This window comes from Streptomyces sp. DSM 42067 (assembly GCF_055792885.1).
In genome coordinates, this window is sequence record NZ_CM147706.1 from 4,510,526 (window position 1) to 4,526,465 (window position 15,940).

The window sequence follows — 15,940 nt, forward strand, 5'->3', positions numbered from 1 at the left end:
GCCGACCCTACTCCTCGGCGATCTTCCCCGCGAAGATGTCCTCCGCGTCCGGCAACTCCACCCGCACAGGCGCCCCGAAGTCGTACAGCAGCGTGGTCGACGCCACATCGACGTCGCTTTTCCGCCCGCTGTCGCCCCCCTTGTTGGCGAAGCTGAACTGGTGCCGGACCTTCCGGACACGCCCCTGGTCATCGAGGTACGCATCGAACGGCACCTCGCCCTTGGGGAACCCTTTCGCCGCCGCCCGAAGCGCGTCACGGTGGCCGGCGGATGCCCGCTTCGCGGCCCGCGCCAGGTCAGCCGTGCCCCGGTAGTGCCGGACGGGAGTCCCGGCGACCTCCGACTCGCCCACATACGTCACGTCCTCCGCGCCACGCAGAAGTTCGGCGGCGGCAAGGGGATCGGTGGCACCGCCGGTGACAAGATTGCCGTCGGACAAAGTCGTGGTGTCCACGCGCACCCACTTGTCCGCGGGCACGCCCGCGCCCCGGTTCTTCATGTACAGCGCGCCGGGTGCGAGCAGTTCCGTGATGGGCCGGTGCTCGTCGACCCCCGCCGGGTCCTGCGGCAGCACCACCTTCAGCCGCCCCAGCCGCGCCCGGTAGTCGTAGACGCCCTCGCCCCGGATCGTGACGCGCGTTCCCCCGGTGGCCATCTCCATCGACGTACGCGCTTTGGAGGTGCGCTGCCGGACCAGGACGTCGGCGGCCTGGCGCATGGCGTCGACGGGATCCGTGGGGCGTTGGCTGTCGGCGGCGGCTCCGCCGCCGGAGCAGCCGGTGGCGCCGGACACCAGCCCCATCGCCGCGGCGGCCGCGGCGAAAGCCGTGCCCGTCCTCCTGTGCCGCTGCACCACCATCGCCCGCCGACCCCCAAGCCTGTCTCTGCGTGTCGGACCCCCTGTCGTTCCGCTTAACGACGGGTAGGGAAGGGCGTCACGCGCCTGGAGTGCACAGAACGCGCCAGATTCGCACGGGCGCTCGGTACCGTATAACCGTGGCGCAACAGCAACAGGCAGCCGAGCCCATATCGGACGAACATCGCACGACGACGGTCGAGAAAGGCCGTTTCTGCGTCGCGCACTGCACGTGCGGCTGGCGCGGCCCGGCCCGAAGAGCCCGCAGCCTGGCCCGCACTGACGCGGAGTCCCACCGGACCGCGCCCTGAACACATCGCCCGCCGTGGAACCCAGGGGTCTCAAGCCTCGTCTCGTTCCAAGGGAAGCCACGGGAGGGCGCTCATGCTGCGGCGTACGTTCATCACGGCGGTGCCGGCCGCGCTGGCCGCAGGAACCGCCACGGCATGCAGCGGCGTGAACGGCGACAGCAGCGACGGCGCCGCCTCCGCGCCCACGGGGTCCACGGGCACCGCGGGCGCCACCGCATCCGCCGCCGCGACAGCCGGATCCCCGGACGCCGGCTGGAAGGCGCTCGCCGAGGACCTCGACGGCCCGCTCGTCCGCCCGGGCGACTCCGCCTGGTCGACGGCCCGCCAGCTCTACAACACCCGCTTCGACACCCTGAAGCCCGCCGCCGTCGCCTACGTCTCCCACGCCGACGACATCCGCACGGTCCTCGCCTACGCCCGCGCCCGCAAGGTGCCCGTCGCCATCCGCAACGGCGGCCACTCCTACGCAGGCTGGTCCTCGGGCGACGGCCGCCTCATCCTCGACGTGTCGAAGCTCTCCACGGTGCGGGCCTCCGGCGGCGAGGCCGTCATCGGCGCCGGCGCCAAACTCATCGACGTCTATCGCGCGCTCGCGGCGCAGGGCCTGACGATTCCCGCCGGCTCCTGCCCCACCGTCGGCGTCTCGGGCCTCGCCCTCGGCGGCGGCCACGGCGTCGTCTCGCGTGCGTACGGCCTGACCTGCGACAGCCTCACCCAGGCCACGCTGATCACTGCCGATGGCAGGCAACTCACCGCGAACGACAAGGAGAACAGCGACCTCTTCTGGGCCCTTCGCGGCGCGGGCAACGGCAACTTCGGCGTCGTCACGGAGCTCCGCTTCCGTACGCACCCGGCGCCTCAGGCCGTGACCGCCCACATGTCCTGGCCGTGGTCGCGGGCCGCCGCGGTCCTGACGGCATGGCAGGAATGGGGTCCCGACCAGCCCGACGAGATCTGGTCGTCCTGCCATGTCGAGAACGCCGCGGGCGGCACCCCGGCCGTCTCCGTCAGAGCGGTCTCCCTCGGCACCTACGGCGAGCTGCAGAACGCCGTCGACCGGCTGGCCTCCGCGATCGGCGCCCCGGCGAGCAACGTCTCACTGAAGCGCCGGTCGTACGAGGAGTCGATGGAGGTCTACGCCGGCTGCTCCGCGTACCCGGAGGACGCGATGTGCCACCTGCCCGGCTCCACGCCCGGCCGGAGCCCGCAGGGCGCACTCGGCCGCGAGACGTACGCCGCCGCATCGGACTTCTTCGACAGGTCGATCTCCGAGGCCGGTGTCCGGACGCTGCTGAACCGGATCGGGTCCGTCAGCGGCGGCACCGGCAGCATCGCCCTCACCGCGCTCGGCGGCGCGGTGAACCGCGTAGACCCGACGGCCACCGCGTTCGTCCACCGCCGCTCGCGGATGCTCGCGCAGTACATCGCGGCATGGCGCCCCGGCACCTCGGGCACGGCCGCCCGCTCCTGGCTCGCCGAGACCCACCGCTCCCTGACCCGCCACGCCTCAGGAGCGGCCTACCAGAACTACACGGACCCCACCCTCACGAACTGGCGCAAGGCGTACTACGGCGAGGCGGCCCCCCGCCTCGCCAAGCTGAAGACCAAGTACGACCCGGACAGGTTCTTCACGTACCCCCAGGCGCTGTAGCCCTCGCCAGGTCCCCGCCGGAGGGCTACAGCGAGGCGCCTAGCTGAGCCCGATCACCAGCCCGTACTGCAGTGCGCTCGTCGACGACGGCAGCCCCAGGCTCCTCGGCGTCAGGGCCCTGGAGCCCGTCGCCGTCGGGCCCTGCGCGGTGCCAGGGAGGAGCCAGACGCCGCCCTTGGCGGAGTTCTCGCCGGGCGCGCCCGCCGCGAGGTCCGCGTAGCCGTCGCCGTCGTAGTCCTGCAAGCGGACAGAGGCGCCGAACCGGTCGCCCCACTCCGCGGTGCCCGGGACGCCGCTGCTGTTCTGGGTGAAGCCGAGACTCATCGCCGTACCGGCGGAGGTCAGCAGGCCGGTGGCGGTGCCGCGTACCAGCGTCACCATGCCCGCGTTCTGCTGCGAGCCGACCGCCTCGTACGCGTCGCCGATGGCGAGGTCGGCGTAGCCGTCGCCGTCGATGTCGCCCGCGGCGACCGCGGCGCCGAGGCGGTCCTCGGACTCGGCTGTGCCGGCGATGCCCTGGGTGTCCTGGTGGATCTCGTGGGTGCGGGCGCCGAAGCCGTTGGACTTCGAGCCGTACGCCACCTTCACAAGACCGCCCTTGAAGACCTCGGCACGGCCCGTGGAGTAGTCCGCGCAGTCCGGGGCGTCGGCCTCGTAGTTGGGGTAGCAGTAGCCGAGTGCCAGGTCGTCCGTGCCGTCCGCGTCGAAGTCGCCGGCCGCGAGGGAGGCGGCGGAGGCCGTGATGGTCCACAGGTGCACCGGGGCGCCGTCCTGCCAGCGGTAGATCCGGGTGAACCTGCTCTCCATCGCACTGACCGATACCGCGAGGTCGTCGTCGCCGTCGCCGTCGAAGTCGCCGGTGGTCAGGGCGCTCACGCCGCCGAAGTCCGCCCCGGCGAACTCCCCGGTCAGGGTGTCCGGGGAGTCGGCGGTGAGCGGGCCGGGACGCAGCACCGCGCCGCCGTGCTCCTCACCGTTCTGGTTGAGCGCCAGATCGGTGCGGCCATCACCGGTCACGTCCCCGGCGGCCAGTATCGCGCCGATCCGGGAGAACTCGTTCTCGCCCCGCGCGACCGTGTAGCCGCCGCTGGTGAAGCCGGAGGCGGAGCCGCGCAGCACGGTGACGGTGCCGTGTTCGGCGTACTTGTCGGAGGAGAGGGACTCGCTGGCGGCGCCCACGACCAGGTCGGCGTAGCGGTCACCGTCGACGTCCGCGGCGGTGACCGCGGAGCCGAAGAAGTCACCTGCCTCGGGGGTTCCCGGCACTCCGCTCGTGGCCTGGGTGATCCGTACGGAGCCGTGCTTGCCCGGGCCGGACGCACCGCCCCACAGGACGCTCACATAGCCGGCCTTGGCCTTGTCGCCGACCTGCGCGGAGGGCACGCCCACCGCCAGGTCCGGGTAGCCGTCGCCGTTGAAGTCGCCCGGCACGGCGGCCTCGGTGGCCTGAGCGGCGGTGGGCGCGGTCAGGCCCAGCAGGGTCGCCGCGCATATCGCCGCCGTGGAGAGGATCTTGTTGCGCATCGTTGTCGCGTCTCCTGTGACGTTCGAAGCAGTCGGTGTGAACCACCGTGGGTCAGCGGGCGCCGTGGGTCAGCGGGCGCCGTGGGTCAGCGGGCGCCGTGGGTCAGCGGGCGAAGACATCGGCGAACTTGCGGCCGTCGACGACCGGATAGCCGAAGTCCGTCGCGTTGAAGGCGGTCGCGTACGACGCCGTCAGGCCCGAGGTCGTGCCGCGCAGCACCCAGGCCGCCCCGTCGTCGTATCCGTCGGGCAGTACGTCCTCGCCGAACGCGCCGACCGCCAGGTCCGCCCTGCCGTTGCCGTTGATGTCGCGCAGCCGCAGCGAGGAGCCGAAGTGGTCGCCCGCCTCGGCGGCGCCCGGGACGCCCGGCGTGGCCTGGTGGAAGGACTGGGCCCCACTCGTGGTCAGCCCGCCGGAACCGCCCTTGAGGAACACGACGTTGCCGACGCTGCGGCGGCCGTCCACGGTCTCGTACGAGGCGCCGACCGCGACGTCCGCGTAGCCGTCGCCGGTCGCGTCGCCCACCGCGACGGCGGCGCCGAAGGAGTCGTAGTCCTCGTCGGTGCCCGGCACACCGGGGCTGGCCTGCGTGTACGTCGTGCCCGTGGCGGGCAGTCCGGCCGCCTTGCCGTACCGCACGGTGAACGAACCGCCCTTGGCGACCCTCGTGTTGCCGGTGACCAGGTCGTCGTATCCGTCGCCGTTGATGTCGCCGGCCGCGACGGCCCGATCCCAGGCGGCGCCGCCCGCGCCGCCCTCGGCAAGTACCGAGTAGGAGGAGCCGATGTCGCCGGGCCCGCCGCGCAGCAGGCCCACGTAATCGGCGGCGCTGTCCGTGCGGCTGCCGTACAGGACGTAGTCGCTGCCGTCGGTGCTGGAGAAGTGCCCGGCGACGACGCCGTCCAGGCGTACGTCCTCGGGCAGGAACCCCACCTCCGACGCCAGCGCCCCGTCCTGGGTGGGCTTCCCGTCGGCGTACCACCAGAAGGTGTTGGCCCCGACGACGACCAGATTGCCGGTGCCGTCCCCGTCGAGATCGGCGAAGGCGGTGCCCGTCCCGAACTGGAAGGCCTCGGCGCTCGGGGCGGTGAGCATGGAGCCGCCGGACGTGAACGGGTTCGCGCCGCCCCAGACGATGGTCACCGCGCCCCTCGGCTTACCCGTGATCTCCTCGTAGGGCGCACCGACGATCAGGTCGGCGTAGCCGTCGCCGTTGACGTCCCCGCTGGTGACGTTCTCACCGAACTGGTCGACGGACTCCGAGGTCCCGGGAACGCCCGGGGTGTTCTGAGTGACGTTCACCGACCGGGCGGGGCTGACCCCGGAGGCCGAGCCGAAGAGAACGGTGACCGTGCCACCGCTCGCCTTGGGCGTGCCGATGGCGAGATCGCGATACCCGTCACCGTTGAAGTCGTCCCACAGCCCGGAGGGCGCCGCCCCGGCACCGGGAGCACCAAGCCCTGCAACAGCAAGGGCAGCAGCCGCAGCAACGGCGAGGGTACGTACGCGCAAGGTCATGCTCCCGTCAGAGAACCGAGGCTTCAGTGACCTACGACACGCAAGGTGAACAAAGGGTTGTACACGACAAAGCACAGGGTGAACGCGCGCGGCTAATGCTCCCGCTGTGACCCCGAACAGTCCCCCGGACGGCCCCAACACCAACCCGTACGGCTCCCGAGCGAGCGCCCCCACTGGCCCGCCGCAGGCGAGTGTCGTGCGCTGAGTACATGGACTCCGCGAGGAAACCTCGAATAGCAGCGGCCCGAATAGCGACCGGCACCGCGGCAGCAGCAGCGACTCTGACACTGGCAGCAACAACCGCGGCCGCCCTGGAACAGGACGGCACCCCCCACCCCGAGTCAGGCCCCCTGGCCCTGACCTCCGCAGCCGTAGCAGCGGCAGCCGCCGCAGCCGGCCTGGCGCTGAGTCGCAGACAGCGCTGGGACCTCAGAGGGCGCGCACCCGAAGAGCGCGCCCAGGAAGAAGCCCCCGCGGCTACGCCGCAAGATCCCGGTCGGAAGCGGCATCCCGCACGTCCGGCCCCAGCCCCGGCTCAGTCCCCGACTCCGACTGCGCCTCACGAGTCCCCGCAGCCTCCCGCAGGGACCCCCGCTCCCGCACCAGCCACCCAACCCGCCCCGACCGCGCCATAGCCTTCGTCACCGGCGTGAGCAGCGCCATCGCCACCGGCGAGAGCAGCAACGCGACCGCCGTACCGAGCGCGAACCCGCCGATCACGTCCGTCGGGTAGTGGACCCCCATGTAGACCCGGCAGAACCCCTCGAGCACCGCCAGAGCTATCCCGGCGATGCCGAACTTCCGGTTGGCCACGAAGAGCGCAACCCCCATCGCCATGGCGAGCGTTGCGTGATCACTCACGAACGAGAAGTCGGTCTTGCCGTCGATGAGGACCTCGAGCCCTTCGTGATCGACGAAGGGCCGCGGTCGTTCGACGAACCCGCGTATAGGGATGTTGATGAGGACGGCGATACCCGCGGCCAGCGGCGCCCAGACGATCGCGGCCAGTGACGTGGCCGCGTCGTCGAGCGTCGCGGCCCGCTTCCGCATGGTCCACCAGCACCACAGCACCAGCAGCACCATGCCGAGCATCAGCCCGTACTCACCGACGAATTCCATGGTCCGGTCGAACCAGCCCGGGGCGTCGTCCGCCAGACCGTTGATGTCGTACAGCAGGCTGACGTCGGGGTTCGACCCGGATGTAGCGAGTCCAGCCATCGTGCCGCGGCCCCTTTGTCCTTTCCTGCGGGCGCACCCTTGCGTACGCCTCTCCACCAACCCCCGTGGTCGTCGATCCGCTTCAGGAACAGGAACGCACAGCCCCGTCGCATACGTTCCGCCCTCCACCGAATGATCACGCAGACGTTACCTAAGAGAGACCCATCATCGCAGCTCAGGGGCGGTTCCGACGGATAGTTCCAGCCAAGCCGGGACTTGGATCACACCTCCGGCGCCTGCGTCGGCAGCGCCTTCGCGCCCTCCTCCGTGACACGTGTCGCACCAAAGTAGTCCGGCGTGTCGACCGGGTCGAAGCGGATCACCGCACCCGGTCGTGGAGCGTCGATCATGTACCCGCCGCCCACATAGATTCCCACGTGCCGGATGGCCCGCGAATTGGTCAAGTCGTCCGAAAAGAACACGAGGTCTCCCGGCAGCAGCTCGTCCCGCGACGGATGCGGTCCGGCGTTGTACTGGTCGTTGGCGACCCGGGGCAGCTTGATCCCCACGGTCTCGTACGCCGCCTTGGTCAGCCCCGAGCAGTCGAAGCGCCCGCCCTCGGCGGCCGTCCCGTCCCCGCCCCACAGATACGGCGTACCGAGCTTCTTCTGCGCGAAGTAGATCGCCCCGGCCGCCTGCCGCGAGGGCGAGACCCGCCCGACGGGCCTCGCGAAGCTCTTCTGCAGGGTCGTGATCGTCTTCACGTAGTTCTGCGTCTCGCGGTACGGCGGCACGCCTCCGTACTTGATCACGGCATACGCGCCCGCGTTGTACGCGGCGAGCATGTTCTCGGTCGGGTCGCCCGGCGCGTCCTTCACATACGAGGCCAACTTGCAGTCGTACGAGGCCGCCGAAGGGATCGCGTCCGCCGGGTCCCAGATGTCCCGGTCGCCGTCGCCGTCCCCGTCGAGGCCGTGGGTGGCCCACGTGCCCGGGATGAACTGCGCTATGCCGCGCGCGTCGGCCGGGCTTTTCGCTTCCGGGTTGAATCCGCTCTCCTGGTACAACTGCGCGGCCAGCAGCGCCGGGTTGATGGCCCGGCAGAGATTGCCCCACTTCTGCACCAGCGCCTGATACGCGGCCGGCACGGCACCCTTGGCGAGCCCGACGGCCCCGCCGCCGATCCCGCTCGCCATGCTCCCCGCGGCCATGTACGTCCCGACGACAAGCAGCCCGACGAAGCTCAGACACAGCCCGATCCCGATCCCCGAGACCACCCAGACTTTGCGCACCCCCCAACTCTCCCCCATTGATGCCCTGTTCAAGGCCGTTTCGGCCGTATGACCGTTGCTCGAACACCGCTATTCGGCCTATTCGGCCTGGTCCTCCGTGCGGCCCTTGCGACGTGGAGTACGCGGCGGCGCCCCGTACAGCGGGAAGCGTGCTGTCTCGACTTCGAAGCCGAGAGGCGGCGGCAGCGGCACGGGTTCCCCGAACTTGCCGGGCAGCACGTCCTGATAACTGCCGTTGTCCGGGCGGGTGTGCAGCGCCCAGGTGCCCTTTCGGGGGTCGATGACCAGGAGGACAGCGACGCGTGCGACCGCGTACCAGTCGGCCTTGTCCCTGATCTCCCTGGACTTCTCGGAACCGGAGATCACCTCCGCCGCAAGCGCCACGTCCACGGGATCGGCGAGCCAGTCGTCGTCGTCCTCCCACTCGGTGGGCAGCACGATCAGATCCGGCGTCACATAGTCGTCCGGATCGTCGGGCAGTGCGATCGAGGACATCTCGTACGCTGCCAGTCCTTCCGGCAGGGCCTCTCCGAGCTGTCGGCGCAGCCGTACCACCACACCCGCGTGCTTTCCACGCGGCGTAGGGGACATCACGAGCTTTCCTCCCACGATCTGCACCCGCAGACCCGTCGCTTCCTCAAGCTTCTCGGCGACCTCGCGCAGGTTCCCCGGACGGGGACGCGGATACATACCGGAGCCGCGTGGCACGGTCATGGTTCGCGACCTCCGTTCCTCCGCCTCCGCCGCCTCTGCGGCCGCGCGAGCAGGTCGGGTGGGAGGACCCGTGTCCCGCTCGGCGTCGCCCTCACCGTACTGCTGCGCACCGTCCACGGTCTGCGCCCCACGCTGCGCCCCCGTGCACGAAGGCGCCTTCAGGCGCCGTTCGACCTCGACCACAACCGACCCCCTTTTTCGCGGTCCGAGCACACACCATTACGGTAAGTGACACCACTGACATCCTGCGTCGCCCCACCCGCCCGCGCCGCCTCCCGGCCGCACTCGGCCCACAGCAGCTTCCCGCCGCACGCGTTCGCCGCGTCGCCCAGCACGTACGCGCCCCACGCGTTCGCACACGCCCGCACGAGGTGCAGGCCGCGGCCGCATTCGGCGTCCTCGGGCGGTACGCCCCCGAGCGCGCCCGGCGGTCCGCCGAACCCCGGCGGGATCGTCGGGTCCGAGTCCCAAACGGCGACCCTGAGCCGGTCCGGTTCGGCCGAGCGCAGGCGGAGCGCGCACGGCCCTTGCGTATGGCGGTACGCGTTGGTGAGCAGCTCGACGGCGAGCAGCTCCGCGGTGGCGGTGAGCTCGGCGAGGCCGTGAACGGCCAGGACGGCGCGGAGGGTTGTACGGGCTACGCCTGGGGCGCGGGGGTCATGGGGAAGTTCGAGGGTGTAGGTCCATGGCGGGGATACGGTTGGCATCGGAAATCTCCGATCGACGAGGGGAGTTGGATGCGTGCGTTTCAGTGCCCAGTGACCACAGCCGCTCCGTCGAGCGGGGTACTTCTGAGCGGGGCGCCCAATAAGAAGGTACCCGTGTAGCGATAAGCTCTTAACTGATTCGCCGAAAAGTCCGGTACTGCCACCCGTGTGGGTGACCAGCCAGAACAAGGAGGGCGGGCTCGCCCATGAGGACCAACCCAACGGGTCGTCAACTCCGACTGGGCACAGAGCTGCGCAAACTTCGAGAGCGCGCGGGACTGACCTCCACCCAGGCCAGTCAACTTCTGGGCGTCAAGCAGCAGAACCAGATCAGCAACATGGAATCCGGACGGCTCGGTGTGAGCCCTGAGCGGGTGCATACGCTGGCCTGCCACTACGACTGCTCGGACAAGGCCCTCGTCGCAGCTCTCGCCGAGATGGCCAACGGCCGCAAGCGCGGCTGGTGGGAGGAGTACCGGGAGATCCTTCCCGCAGCCCTTCTGGACTTGGCCGAGGTCGAGCACCATGCCACGCTTTTGCGCTCAGCCGTCACCGTGCACATCCCCGGCCTCTTCCAGACCACGGACTACGCACGGGAGATCTTCCGCCAGGACGTACCGGAGCTCTCACCTCCGGACGTCGAGCACCGGGTGTCGTTCCGGATCAAGCGGCAGGCCGTTCTGTTCAAGGACTCCCCGACACCGCACCAGGCGATCGTCCACGAGGCCGCCCTGCGGATGCAGTTCGGCGGTCCTGCCGTGACCCGGGCGCAGCTCAAGCACCTGCTGGACATGAGCGAACGGGACCACATCACGTTCCACGTCATCCCGTTCAGTGCCGGAACTTTCCCCGGCTCAGGGCAATCGATCTACTACGCCAAGGGTCCGGTGCCGCAACTGGACACCGTCAACCTCGACCAGTCCCACGGCCCCGTCTTCCTCGATGCCGAGGCCCAGCTCGACAAGTACCGCGTGCTACTCGACCGCATGGCGGCCACGGCACTGTCACCCGAGGAGTCGCGGGACTTCATCCACAAAGTCATTCAGGACCTGTGAGGAAACCAGGATGCCCAAGCTGACTTGGCAGAAGTCGTCGTACTGCGCTCAGGGCAATTCCTGCGTGCACGTCGCCGCAAGCGCAGGAACGGTCCATATAACCGAAAGCAGCGACCCGAGCCGATCCATACTCGCGGCCACCCCTCGCGCCTTCGGCGCCCTCATCCATACCCTCAAGCTGAAGGAGACCCGAAACCGTGGCTGACATCCCCCCGAACCTCGACTGGGTCCGTGCCGCCCCCGAGGACGCCGTCGGCCCCGGCCCCTGGATCGAGATCGCCTTCGGCGAGGACGACGCGGTCTACATCCGGGAGACCAGCGACCCGGACAACGTCGTGACGACGACCCAGAAGAAGTGGGACGCGTTCGTACTCGGCGTCCAGGCAGGCGAGTTCGACCACTTCGTGGAGGACGCCCTGAACGATTGACGGCCCCCCGTCTCGGCTGACAATCTCACTGGCTCGGCCTGGGCTACGCCGTTCCGCCGGACGCCCGCGCGGCCCACTCCGCCATGCCCCGCGCAGCCCACTCCGCCCTGCCTCCTTGCGCCCCTGGACGCCCCCGGGGCGCCCGGGCTGTGATGAGGTGCCACGCCTGGCCATCATTGCCCGAGGTCACCCCTCGTGATACACAGAGTGACCATACGTACCTTCGTATACCGCCCCACGCCCCCACGAGGGGCCGTCACGGGCCGGCAGCCGAGGATCCGTACGAAACCCGCCAATCAATGGCGCCAAGTCGACAACCGACAGCGCCATCGTCGGCAAGAATGAGGGCTGACCTCTGCGCGCATGGCAGGGGGTGCGGAACAACCCATTAGGGGCGGTGAGTTACATGCTTATGGCAGCCGAAAAGGGCGACATCACCACCATCATCGGCGGGATCGCTCCGGACTGGGGGCCCTTCGGGAGCCTGGGCAACGAAGCGCGGGTGATGATCGAGGTCGTGATGGCGGTCGCCATCCTGCTCTGCCTCGGCATCGCGATCTGGGGCGCTGCCAAGCAGAGAATCGGCGCCACGGCCCTCCGCGACACCTTCAGCGCGGAACAGGGCAAGGGGCTCATCATCGCGGGTCTGACCGGCGTCTTCATCATCGGATCGCTCGGCACGCTCTTCACCATCGTGTACGGCATGGCCGTCTAGCTGCGGCCGCGGCCGGACCCGACCGGCACCGCGGCCCCCAACGCTCCGTCAGTCGTCCGGGAGCGCCCGGCTCCGTCCTCCTAGCCCACCCGTCCGTCGCGCCCACCGGCTGAGGTTGCGTTTCCCTGATGTCCCCGATGTCCCAGGCATCCCTGATGTCGAGTCACCACACCGCGTCCGCGCGGCAACCAGCACGGCTACCGTCGTACTACGCGGTTCAGCACGAGCTTGAGGGGGCTTACGCGGCATGAGTCTCGGCGACGAGCACCATTACGACGACTTCGGACGCTCCGGACGCACGGACGACGACTTCGGCGGCTCGGGCCAGACCCGGACCCGGCTCCCCGAGCGGCGCGGCGACATCTACGGCGGCGCGCGACGCCCCGGCCGCTCCTCGTCGCGGAGCCTGGTCACGGTGGTCGGCGTGGTGGTCCTCCTGATCGCAGCGATCGCTTTCGCGAACCGTGGCGAAGACGGGGGCGACTCCTCTGCGGGGAGCGGGGAGAGAGCGGACGCGGCGCCTACGGCGGCGTCCGGGGAGCGGCCGGTCAGCGCCAAGGACGGGGGGATTCCTTCGGGGTTTGGGCGGGATCGGGAGGGGGCGCAGTCGGCGGCGGCGAATTATGCGGTGGCGCTGGGGTCAACCAGCATGTTCAAGAAGGGCAACCGCCACGACATCGTCGACGCCATTTACACCTCCGCCGCCGCGGACAAGCTTCAGGGTCCGATGGACAAGGCGTACTCGGCAGACTTCCTCAAGAAGCTGGGACTCGACGCCGACGGCAACGCGCCCCAGGGCAGTACCTTCGTCTCGCGCACGATCCCCGTTGGCACCAAGGTCCAGCAGTACAGCGGCAACAGCGCCAAAGTGGCGGTCTGGTACATGGGGCTCATCGGGATGTCCGGGCAGAGCTCGACCGACCCGGTCCGCTCGACCTGGAAGACGTGGACCTTTGATCTCCAGTGGGCGAACGGCGACTGGAAGATCACTGCGGACTCGCAGAAGGACGGCCCCGCACCGGTCCCCGGCGACGACACGGCCGCTACCTCCGAAGAGATCAGCAAGGCCATCGAGGAGTACGGAGGGTTCACATATGCCCGATAACCCGCGTCGCGTACTCAAGATCTCCGCTCTCGTAGCCGCCGTACAAACCACTGCCGTTCTGCTGGCTGGCCGTGCCTTCGCCGCGCCGACCCCAGAGCCCTCGGACGATCCGTGCGACCTGCTGATCGGCCCCGCCAAGCAGTACTGCGAACGCGACGAAGGCTCCGGCGGCGGAGGCGGCGGCTCGACATCCGACCCCCTGACCTCCACCCTCGACCCCCTCTCCTCCCTCGCAAAGGGCTGCGCTGACGCCGCATCCTGGACCGTCGAGAAGCTGTCCGACGCCGTCAAGGAGACCGCCGAGGTCGACTTCACGAACCCGACGTTCCTCCAGCAGTACGCCGTCGTCTTCGCGGCCTCGACCGTCCTGACCCTGCTGCTCTGGCTGCTGGCCGTGGCCAAGCGGGCCGTCCGGGGCGTGCCGCTCGCGACCGCGATCGGTGAGGCCGTCGGGTTCCTCTGGCTCACCGTCCTGGCGTCGGCCTTCACGCCGCTGATCCTCTACACGGTCGTATCGGCGACCGACGGCGTCACGGACGTGCTGGCGAAGGCGACCGGCGACCAGACGGACACGTTCTTCGGAACCTTCTCCGGCGCGCTGGAGAAGGGCGAGGACATCGGCGGCGGACCGATCATGCTGATCGTCGTGTCCCTCGTGTCGATCCTGGCGGCCGGAGTCCTGTGGCTGGAGCTGGTCCTGCGGGCCGCGCTGCTGTACGTGGGGGCGCTGCTCGGGACCGTCGTGTACGCGGGGCTCGTCGACAAGAACCTGTGGGGGCACGTCCGCCGCTGGGCGGGCATCATGATCGCCGTCATCCTCGTCAAACCGGTGATCGTCATCGTGCTGGGCCTGGCCGGGGCGCTCTCCGCGGAAGACGGGCCGAACGCGTTCTCGGCGGTCGTGTCCGGCCTTGCCATCATCCTGCTCGCCATCTTCGCGAGCGCGATGATCTACCGGTTCGTACCGGGCTTCGGCGACGAGATCGCGAACTCCCGCAACAACCGCATCATGCGAGGTGCCGAGAACAAGGCGGCCGCTGTCATCAGCTCCCCTGCCGCCCTTGTGTCCCAGGGCATCAAGACCCACAGCGCCCGCGGCCGGGTGGACGACGGCGGCGGCGGCAACCAGTCGCGGCCCGCGAACCCGGCGAGTGGAGGGGTGGCCGCACACGGCACGCGTGGGGCGGCCACCGGTACGGGCGGCGGCGGATCTGTCCCCTCCGCCGCACCCCCGCCCCGTACCAGCCCCGTCAACACGCCGCACGCGAGCAACGCCCGCACCGCCGGAGCTGCCCCGAGCAGCGCCGGACGTACCAACCGCACGGGAGGTGAAGGGCGTTGACGACCGAGTCCCATCTGTCCCATCCGGTCACGCCCCGCCGTACATATCTGATCGGCCGCGCCCGGCCGAACGCGATCGTCGGCCGGAACCGTGAGACGGGCGAGATCGCGCTGATCATCGCGGGGGCCTTCCTCGGGATGATGTGCGGACTCCTCGTCCCGGTCCTCAGCATGCGGATCGTGCTGCTGCTGGGCTTCCCGCTGCTGGCGCTCGCCGCGGTGTACGTCCCGTACAGGCGGCGCACGTTCTACAAGTGGTTCGAGATCAACCGCAGTTACAAGCGCGCGCTGCGGCAGGGCACCGCCTACCGGTCGGGGGCCATGGAGGCCGGCATCCGGCTGGACGGCCGGGAGGTCGAGGTCGGGCCGCCGCCAGGGATCGGCCGCATCTCCTGGCTGGCCGCGCCCTTCGGGCCGGACGAGATCGCCGTACTGCTGCACGCCGACCGGCGTACGGTCACGGCCGCCATCGAGATCGAGGGCCCGGGCGTAGGCCTGCGGGACAGCGAGGACCAGGAGGCGTTGGTCGACCGGTTCGGGACGCTGCTGAAGCACGTCGCGAACGGCGACGGCTTCGTCACGCGGCTCCAGATGCTGGCCCGTACGCTCCCCGCCGACCCGGACGCGCACGCCAAGGACGTCGCGGTGCGCGGCGACGACCGGGCGCCGGGCTGGCTGCAGGCGTCGTACGACCAGCTGCAGTCCATGGTGTCGACGAGCAGCGAGCAGCACCGGGCGTATCTGGTGGCCTGTATGCACTACACCCGGGAGCTCGCCGCCGAGGCGCAGGCCATGGCGCGCGCCGCCCGTCCGGGGGGCGGCAGGAAGCTCGACCGGGACGCCGGACTCGCGGTGGTCATGGCGCGCGAGCTGACGGACATCTGCTCGCGGCTCCAGGAGGCCGACATCCGGGTGCGCCAGCCGCTCGGCCAGGGCCGGCTCGCCTCGCTCATCCACTCCATGTACGACCCGGACCATCCGATCGACCACATCCAGGCGATGACGCAACGCAATGCCTGGCCGGCCGAGCTGGACGCGATGGAGGCGACGTATCTGCAGGCCAAGACGCGGGAGTCGGCGAGCCGCGCGCCCTGGTGCCATGCCACGGCGTGGGTGAAGGAGTGGCCGATGACGCCGGTGGGCGTCAACTTCCTGGCCCCGCTGCTCGTCCACACCCCGGACGTGATCCGGACCGTGGCCGTCACGATGGACCTGGAGCCCACCGAGGTGGCCATCGAGCGAATGCTGACCGAGAAGACCAACGACGAGGCGGAGGCCAGCCGCGCCGCCAAGATGAACCGGACCGTGGACCCGCGCGACATCGCCGCCCACTCCCGCCTCGACCAGCGCGGCGAAGACCTGGCGAGCGGCGCGGCGGGCGTCAACCTCGTCGGCTACATCACCGTGTCCGCCCGCACGCCGGAGGCTCTGGCGCGCGACAAGCGGACCATCCGGGCCTCGGCCGGGAAGTCGTATCTGAAGCTGGAGTGGTGCGACCGCGAGCACCACAGGGCCTTCGTCAACACGCTCCCGTTCGCGACCGGTATCCGAAGGTAGGGCTGAA

At 70.0% G+C, this 15,940-nt stretch carries 15 protein-coding genes; 8 read left to right on the top strand and 7 right to left on the bottom strand.

The genetic code is table 11. The annotated features are described in order from the left end of the window. Window positions 1–7: 7 nt before the first annotated feature. Entirely contained in the window at window positions 8–859 is an 852-nt protein-coding gene (locus ACSMXV_RS20740; protein ID WP_181867054.1) for an SCO4651 family lipoprotein, read from the bottom strand. A 381-nt stretch (window positions 860–1,240) separates the two neighbouring features. On the opposite strand from ACSMXV_RS20740, the gene ACSMXV_RS20745 reads away from it, so the two are divergent. Next, complete coding sequence (locus ACSMXV_RS20745) at window positions 1,241–2,818, top strand: FAD-binding oxidoreductase (RefSeq protein WP_473172858.1); 1,578 nt, start codon at window positions 1,241–1,243, stop codon at window positions 2,816–2,818. 39 nt (window positions 2,819–2,857) lie between these two features. Here ACSMXV_RS20745 and ACSMXV_RS20750 read toward each other — a convergent pair whose 3' ends face one another. From ACSMXV_RS20750 to ACSMXV_RS20775, 6 genes are all read right to left on the bottom strand, one after another. Continuing rightward, window positions 2,858–4,342, bottom strand: coding sequence for an FG-GAP-like repeat-containing protein (locus ACSMXV_RS20750; RefSeq protein ID WP_473172859.1), 1,485 nt, complete (start codon window positions 4,340–4,342; stop codon window positions 2,858–2,860). Window positions 4,343–4,445: 103 nt separating this feature from the next. After that, the gene (locus ACSMXV_RS20755) at window positions 4,446–5,855 is read right to left on the bottom strand and encodes an FG-GAP-like repeat-containing protein (protein WP_473172860.1); all 1,410 of its coding nucleotides are present in this window, start codon (window positions 5,853–5,855) and stop codon (window positions 4,446–4,448) included. 483 nt (window positions 5,856–6,338) lie between these two features. Beyond that, window positions 6,339–7,079 carry a phosphatase PAP2 family protein gene (locus tag ACSMXV_RS20760; RefSeq protein ID WP_473172861.1) on the bottom strand — a complete coding sequence of 247 codons (741 nt, stop codon included), beginning with the start codon at window positions 7,077–7,079 and terminating at the stop codon, window positions 6,339–6,341. A 221-nt stretch (window positions 7,080–7,300) separates the two neighbouring features. Next, window positions 7,301–8,311, bottom strand: a complete 1,011-nt coding sequence (locus tag ACSMXV_RS20765; RefSeq protein ID WP_473172862.1) for a bifunctional lytic transglycosylase/C40 family peptidase — start codon at window positions 8,309–8,311, stop codon at window positions 7,301–7,303. A 78-nt stretch (window positions 8,312–8,389) separates the two neighbouring features. After that, window positions 8,390–9,025 carry a Uma2 family endonuclease gene (locus ACSMXV_RS20770; RefSeq protein WP_181867048.1) on the bottom strand — a complete coding sequence of 212 codons (636 nt, stop codon included), beginning with the start codon at window positions 9,023–9,025 and terminating at the stop codon, window positions 8,390–8,392. Window positions 9,026–9,183: 158 nt separating this feature from the next. Beyond that, window positions 9,184–9,732: an ATP-binding protein gene (locus tag ACSMXV_RS20775; protein ID WP_473172863.1), complete on the bottom strand. Its 549-nt coding sequence runs from the start codon at window positions 9,730–9,732 to the stop codon at window positions 9,184–9,186. 206 nt (window positions 9,733–9,938) lie between these two features. Here ACSMXV_RS20775 and ACSMXV_RS20780 point away from each other — a divergent pair, with 206 nt between their 5' ends. The 7 genes from ACSMXV_RS20780 (at window position 9,939) to ACSMXV_RS20810 (ending at window position 15,933) form a co-directional block, all read left to right on the top strand. Then, entirely contained in the window at window positions 9,939–10,787 is an 849-nt protein-coding gene (locus tag ACSMXV_RS20780; RefSeq protein ID WP_473172864.1) for a helix-turn-helix domain-containing protein, read from the top strand. Window positions 10,788–10,797: 10 nt separating this feature from the next. Then, window positions 10,798–10,992, top strand: coding sequence for a DUF397 domain-containing protein (locus ACSMXV_RS20785; RefSeq protein WP_473172865.1), 195 nt, complete (start codon window positions 10,798–10,800; stop codon window positions 10,990–10,992). After that, complete coding sequence (locus ACSMXV_RS20790; RefSeq protein WP_473172866.1) at window positions 10,985–11,215, top strand: DUF397 domain-containing protein; 231 nt, start codon at window positions 10,985–10,987, stop codon at window positions 11,213–11,215. The genes ACSMXV_RS20785 and ACSMXV_RS20790 overlap by 8 nt, the downstream gene beginning before the upstream one ends. A 406-nt stretch (window positions 11,216–11,621) precedes the next feature. Next, complete coding sequence (locus ACSMXV_RS20795) at window positions 11,622–11,930, top strand: hypothetical protein (protein ID WP_030689133.1); 309 nt, start codon at window positions 11,622–11,624, stop codon at window positions 11,928–11,930. Between the two features lie 247 nt (window positions 11,931–12,177). Beyond that, window positions 12,178–13,035: a DUF8175 domain-containg protein gene (locus ACSMXV_RS20800; RefSeq protein ID WP_473172867.1), complete on the top strand. Its 858-nt coding sequence runs from the start codon at window positions 12,178–12,180 to the stop codon at window positions 13,033–13,035. After that, window positions 13,025–14,377, top strand: coding sequence for a hypothetical protein (locus tag ACSMXV_RS20805; RefSeq protein WP_473172868.1), 1,353 nt, complete (start codon window positions 13,025–13,027; stop codon window positions 14,375–14,377). Before ACSMXV_RS20800 ends, ACSMXV_RS20805 begins: the two co-directional genes overlap by 11 nt. Next, the gene (locus tag ACSMXV_RS20810; RefSeq protein ID WP_473172869.1) at window positions 14,374–15,933 is read left to right on the top strand and encodes an SCO6880 family protein; all 1,560 of its coding nucleotides are present in this window, start codon (window positions 14,374–14,376) and stop codon (window positions 15,931–15,933) included. The genes ACSMXV_RS20805 and ACSMXV_RS20810 overlap by 4 nt, the downstream gene beginning before the upstream one ends. Window positions 15,934–15,940: the final 7 nt, after the last annotated feature.

Coding starts and splice junctions, on each gene's coding strand:
- ACSMXV_RS20745 (WP_473172858.1), top strand. CDS start 1,241: ATGCTGCGGCGTACGTTCATCACGGCGGTGCCGGCCGCGCTGGCCGCA.
- ACSMXV_RS20780 (WP_473172864.1), top strand. CDS start 9,939: ATGAGGACCAACCCAACGGGTCGTCAACTCCGACTGGGCACAGAGCTG.
- ACSMXV_RS20760 (WP_473172861.1), bottom strand. CDS start 7,079: ATGGCTGGACTCGCTACATCCGGGTCGAACCCCGACGTCAGCCTGCTG.
- ACSMXV_RS20740 (WP_181867054.1), bottom strand. CDS start 859: ATGGTGGTGCAGCGGCACAGGAGGACGGGCACGGCTTTCGCCGCGGCC.
- ACSMXV_RS20795 (WP_030689133.1), top strand. CDS start 11,622: ATGCTTATGGCAGCCGAAAAGGGCGACATCACCACCATCATCGGCGGG.
- ACSMXV_RS20750 (WP_473172859.1), bottom strand. CDS start 4,342: ATGCGCAACAAGATCCTCTCCACGGCGGCGATATGCGCGGCGACCCTG.
- ACSMXV_RS20805 (WP_473172868.1), top strand. CDS start 13,025: ATGCCCGATAACCCGCGTCGCGTACTCAAGATCTCCGCTCTCGTAGCC.
- ACSMXV_RS20800 (WP_473172867.1), top strand. CDS start 12,178: ATGAGTCTCGGCGACGAGCACCATTACGACGACTTCGGACGCTCCGGA.
- ACSMXV_RS20775 (WP_473172863.1), bottom strand. CDS start 9,732: ATGCCAACCGTATCCCCGCCATGGACCTACACCCTCGAACTTCCCCAT.
- ACSMXV_RS20785 (WP_473172865.1), top strand. CDS start 10,798: ATGCCCAAGCTGACTTGGCAGAAGTCGTCGTACTGCGCTCAGGGCAAT.
- ACSMXV_RS20770 (WP_181867048.1), bottom strand. CDS start 9,025: ATGACCGTGCCACGCGGCTCCGGTATGTATCCGCGTCCCCGTCCGGGG.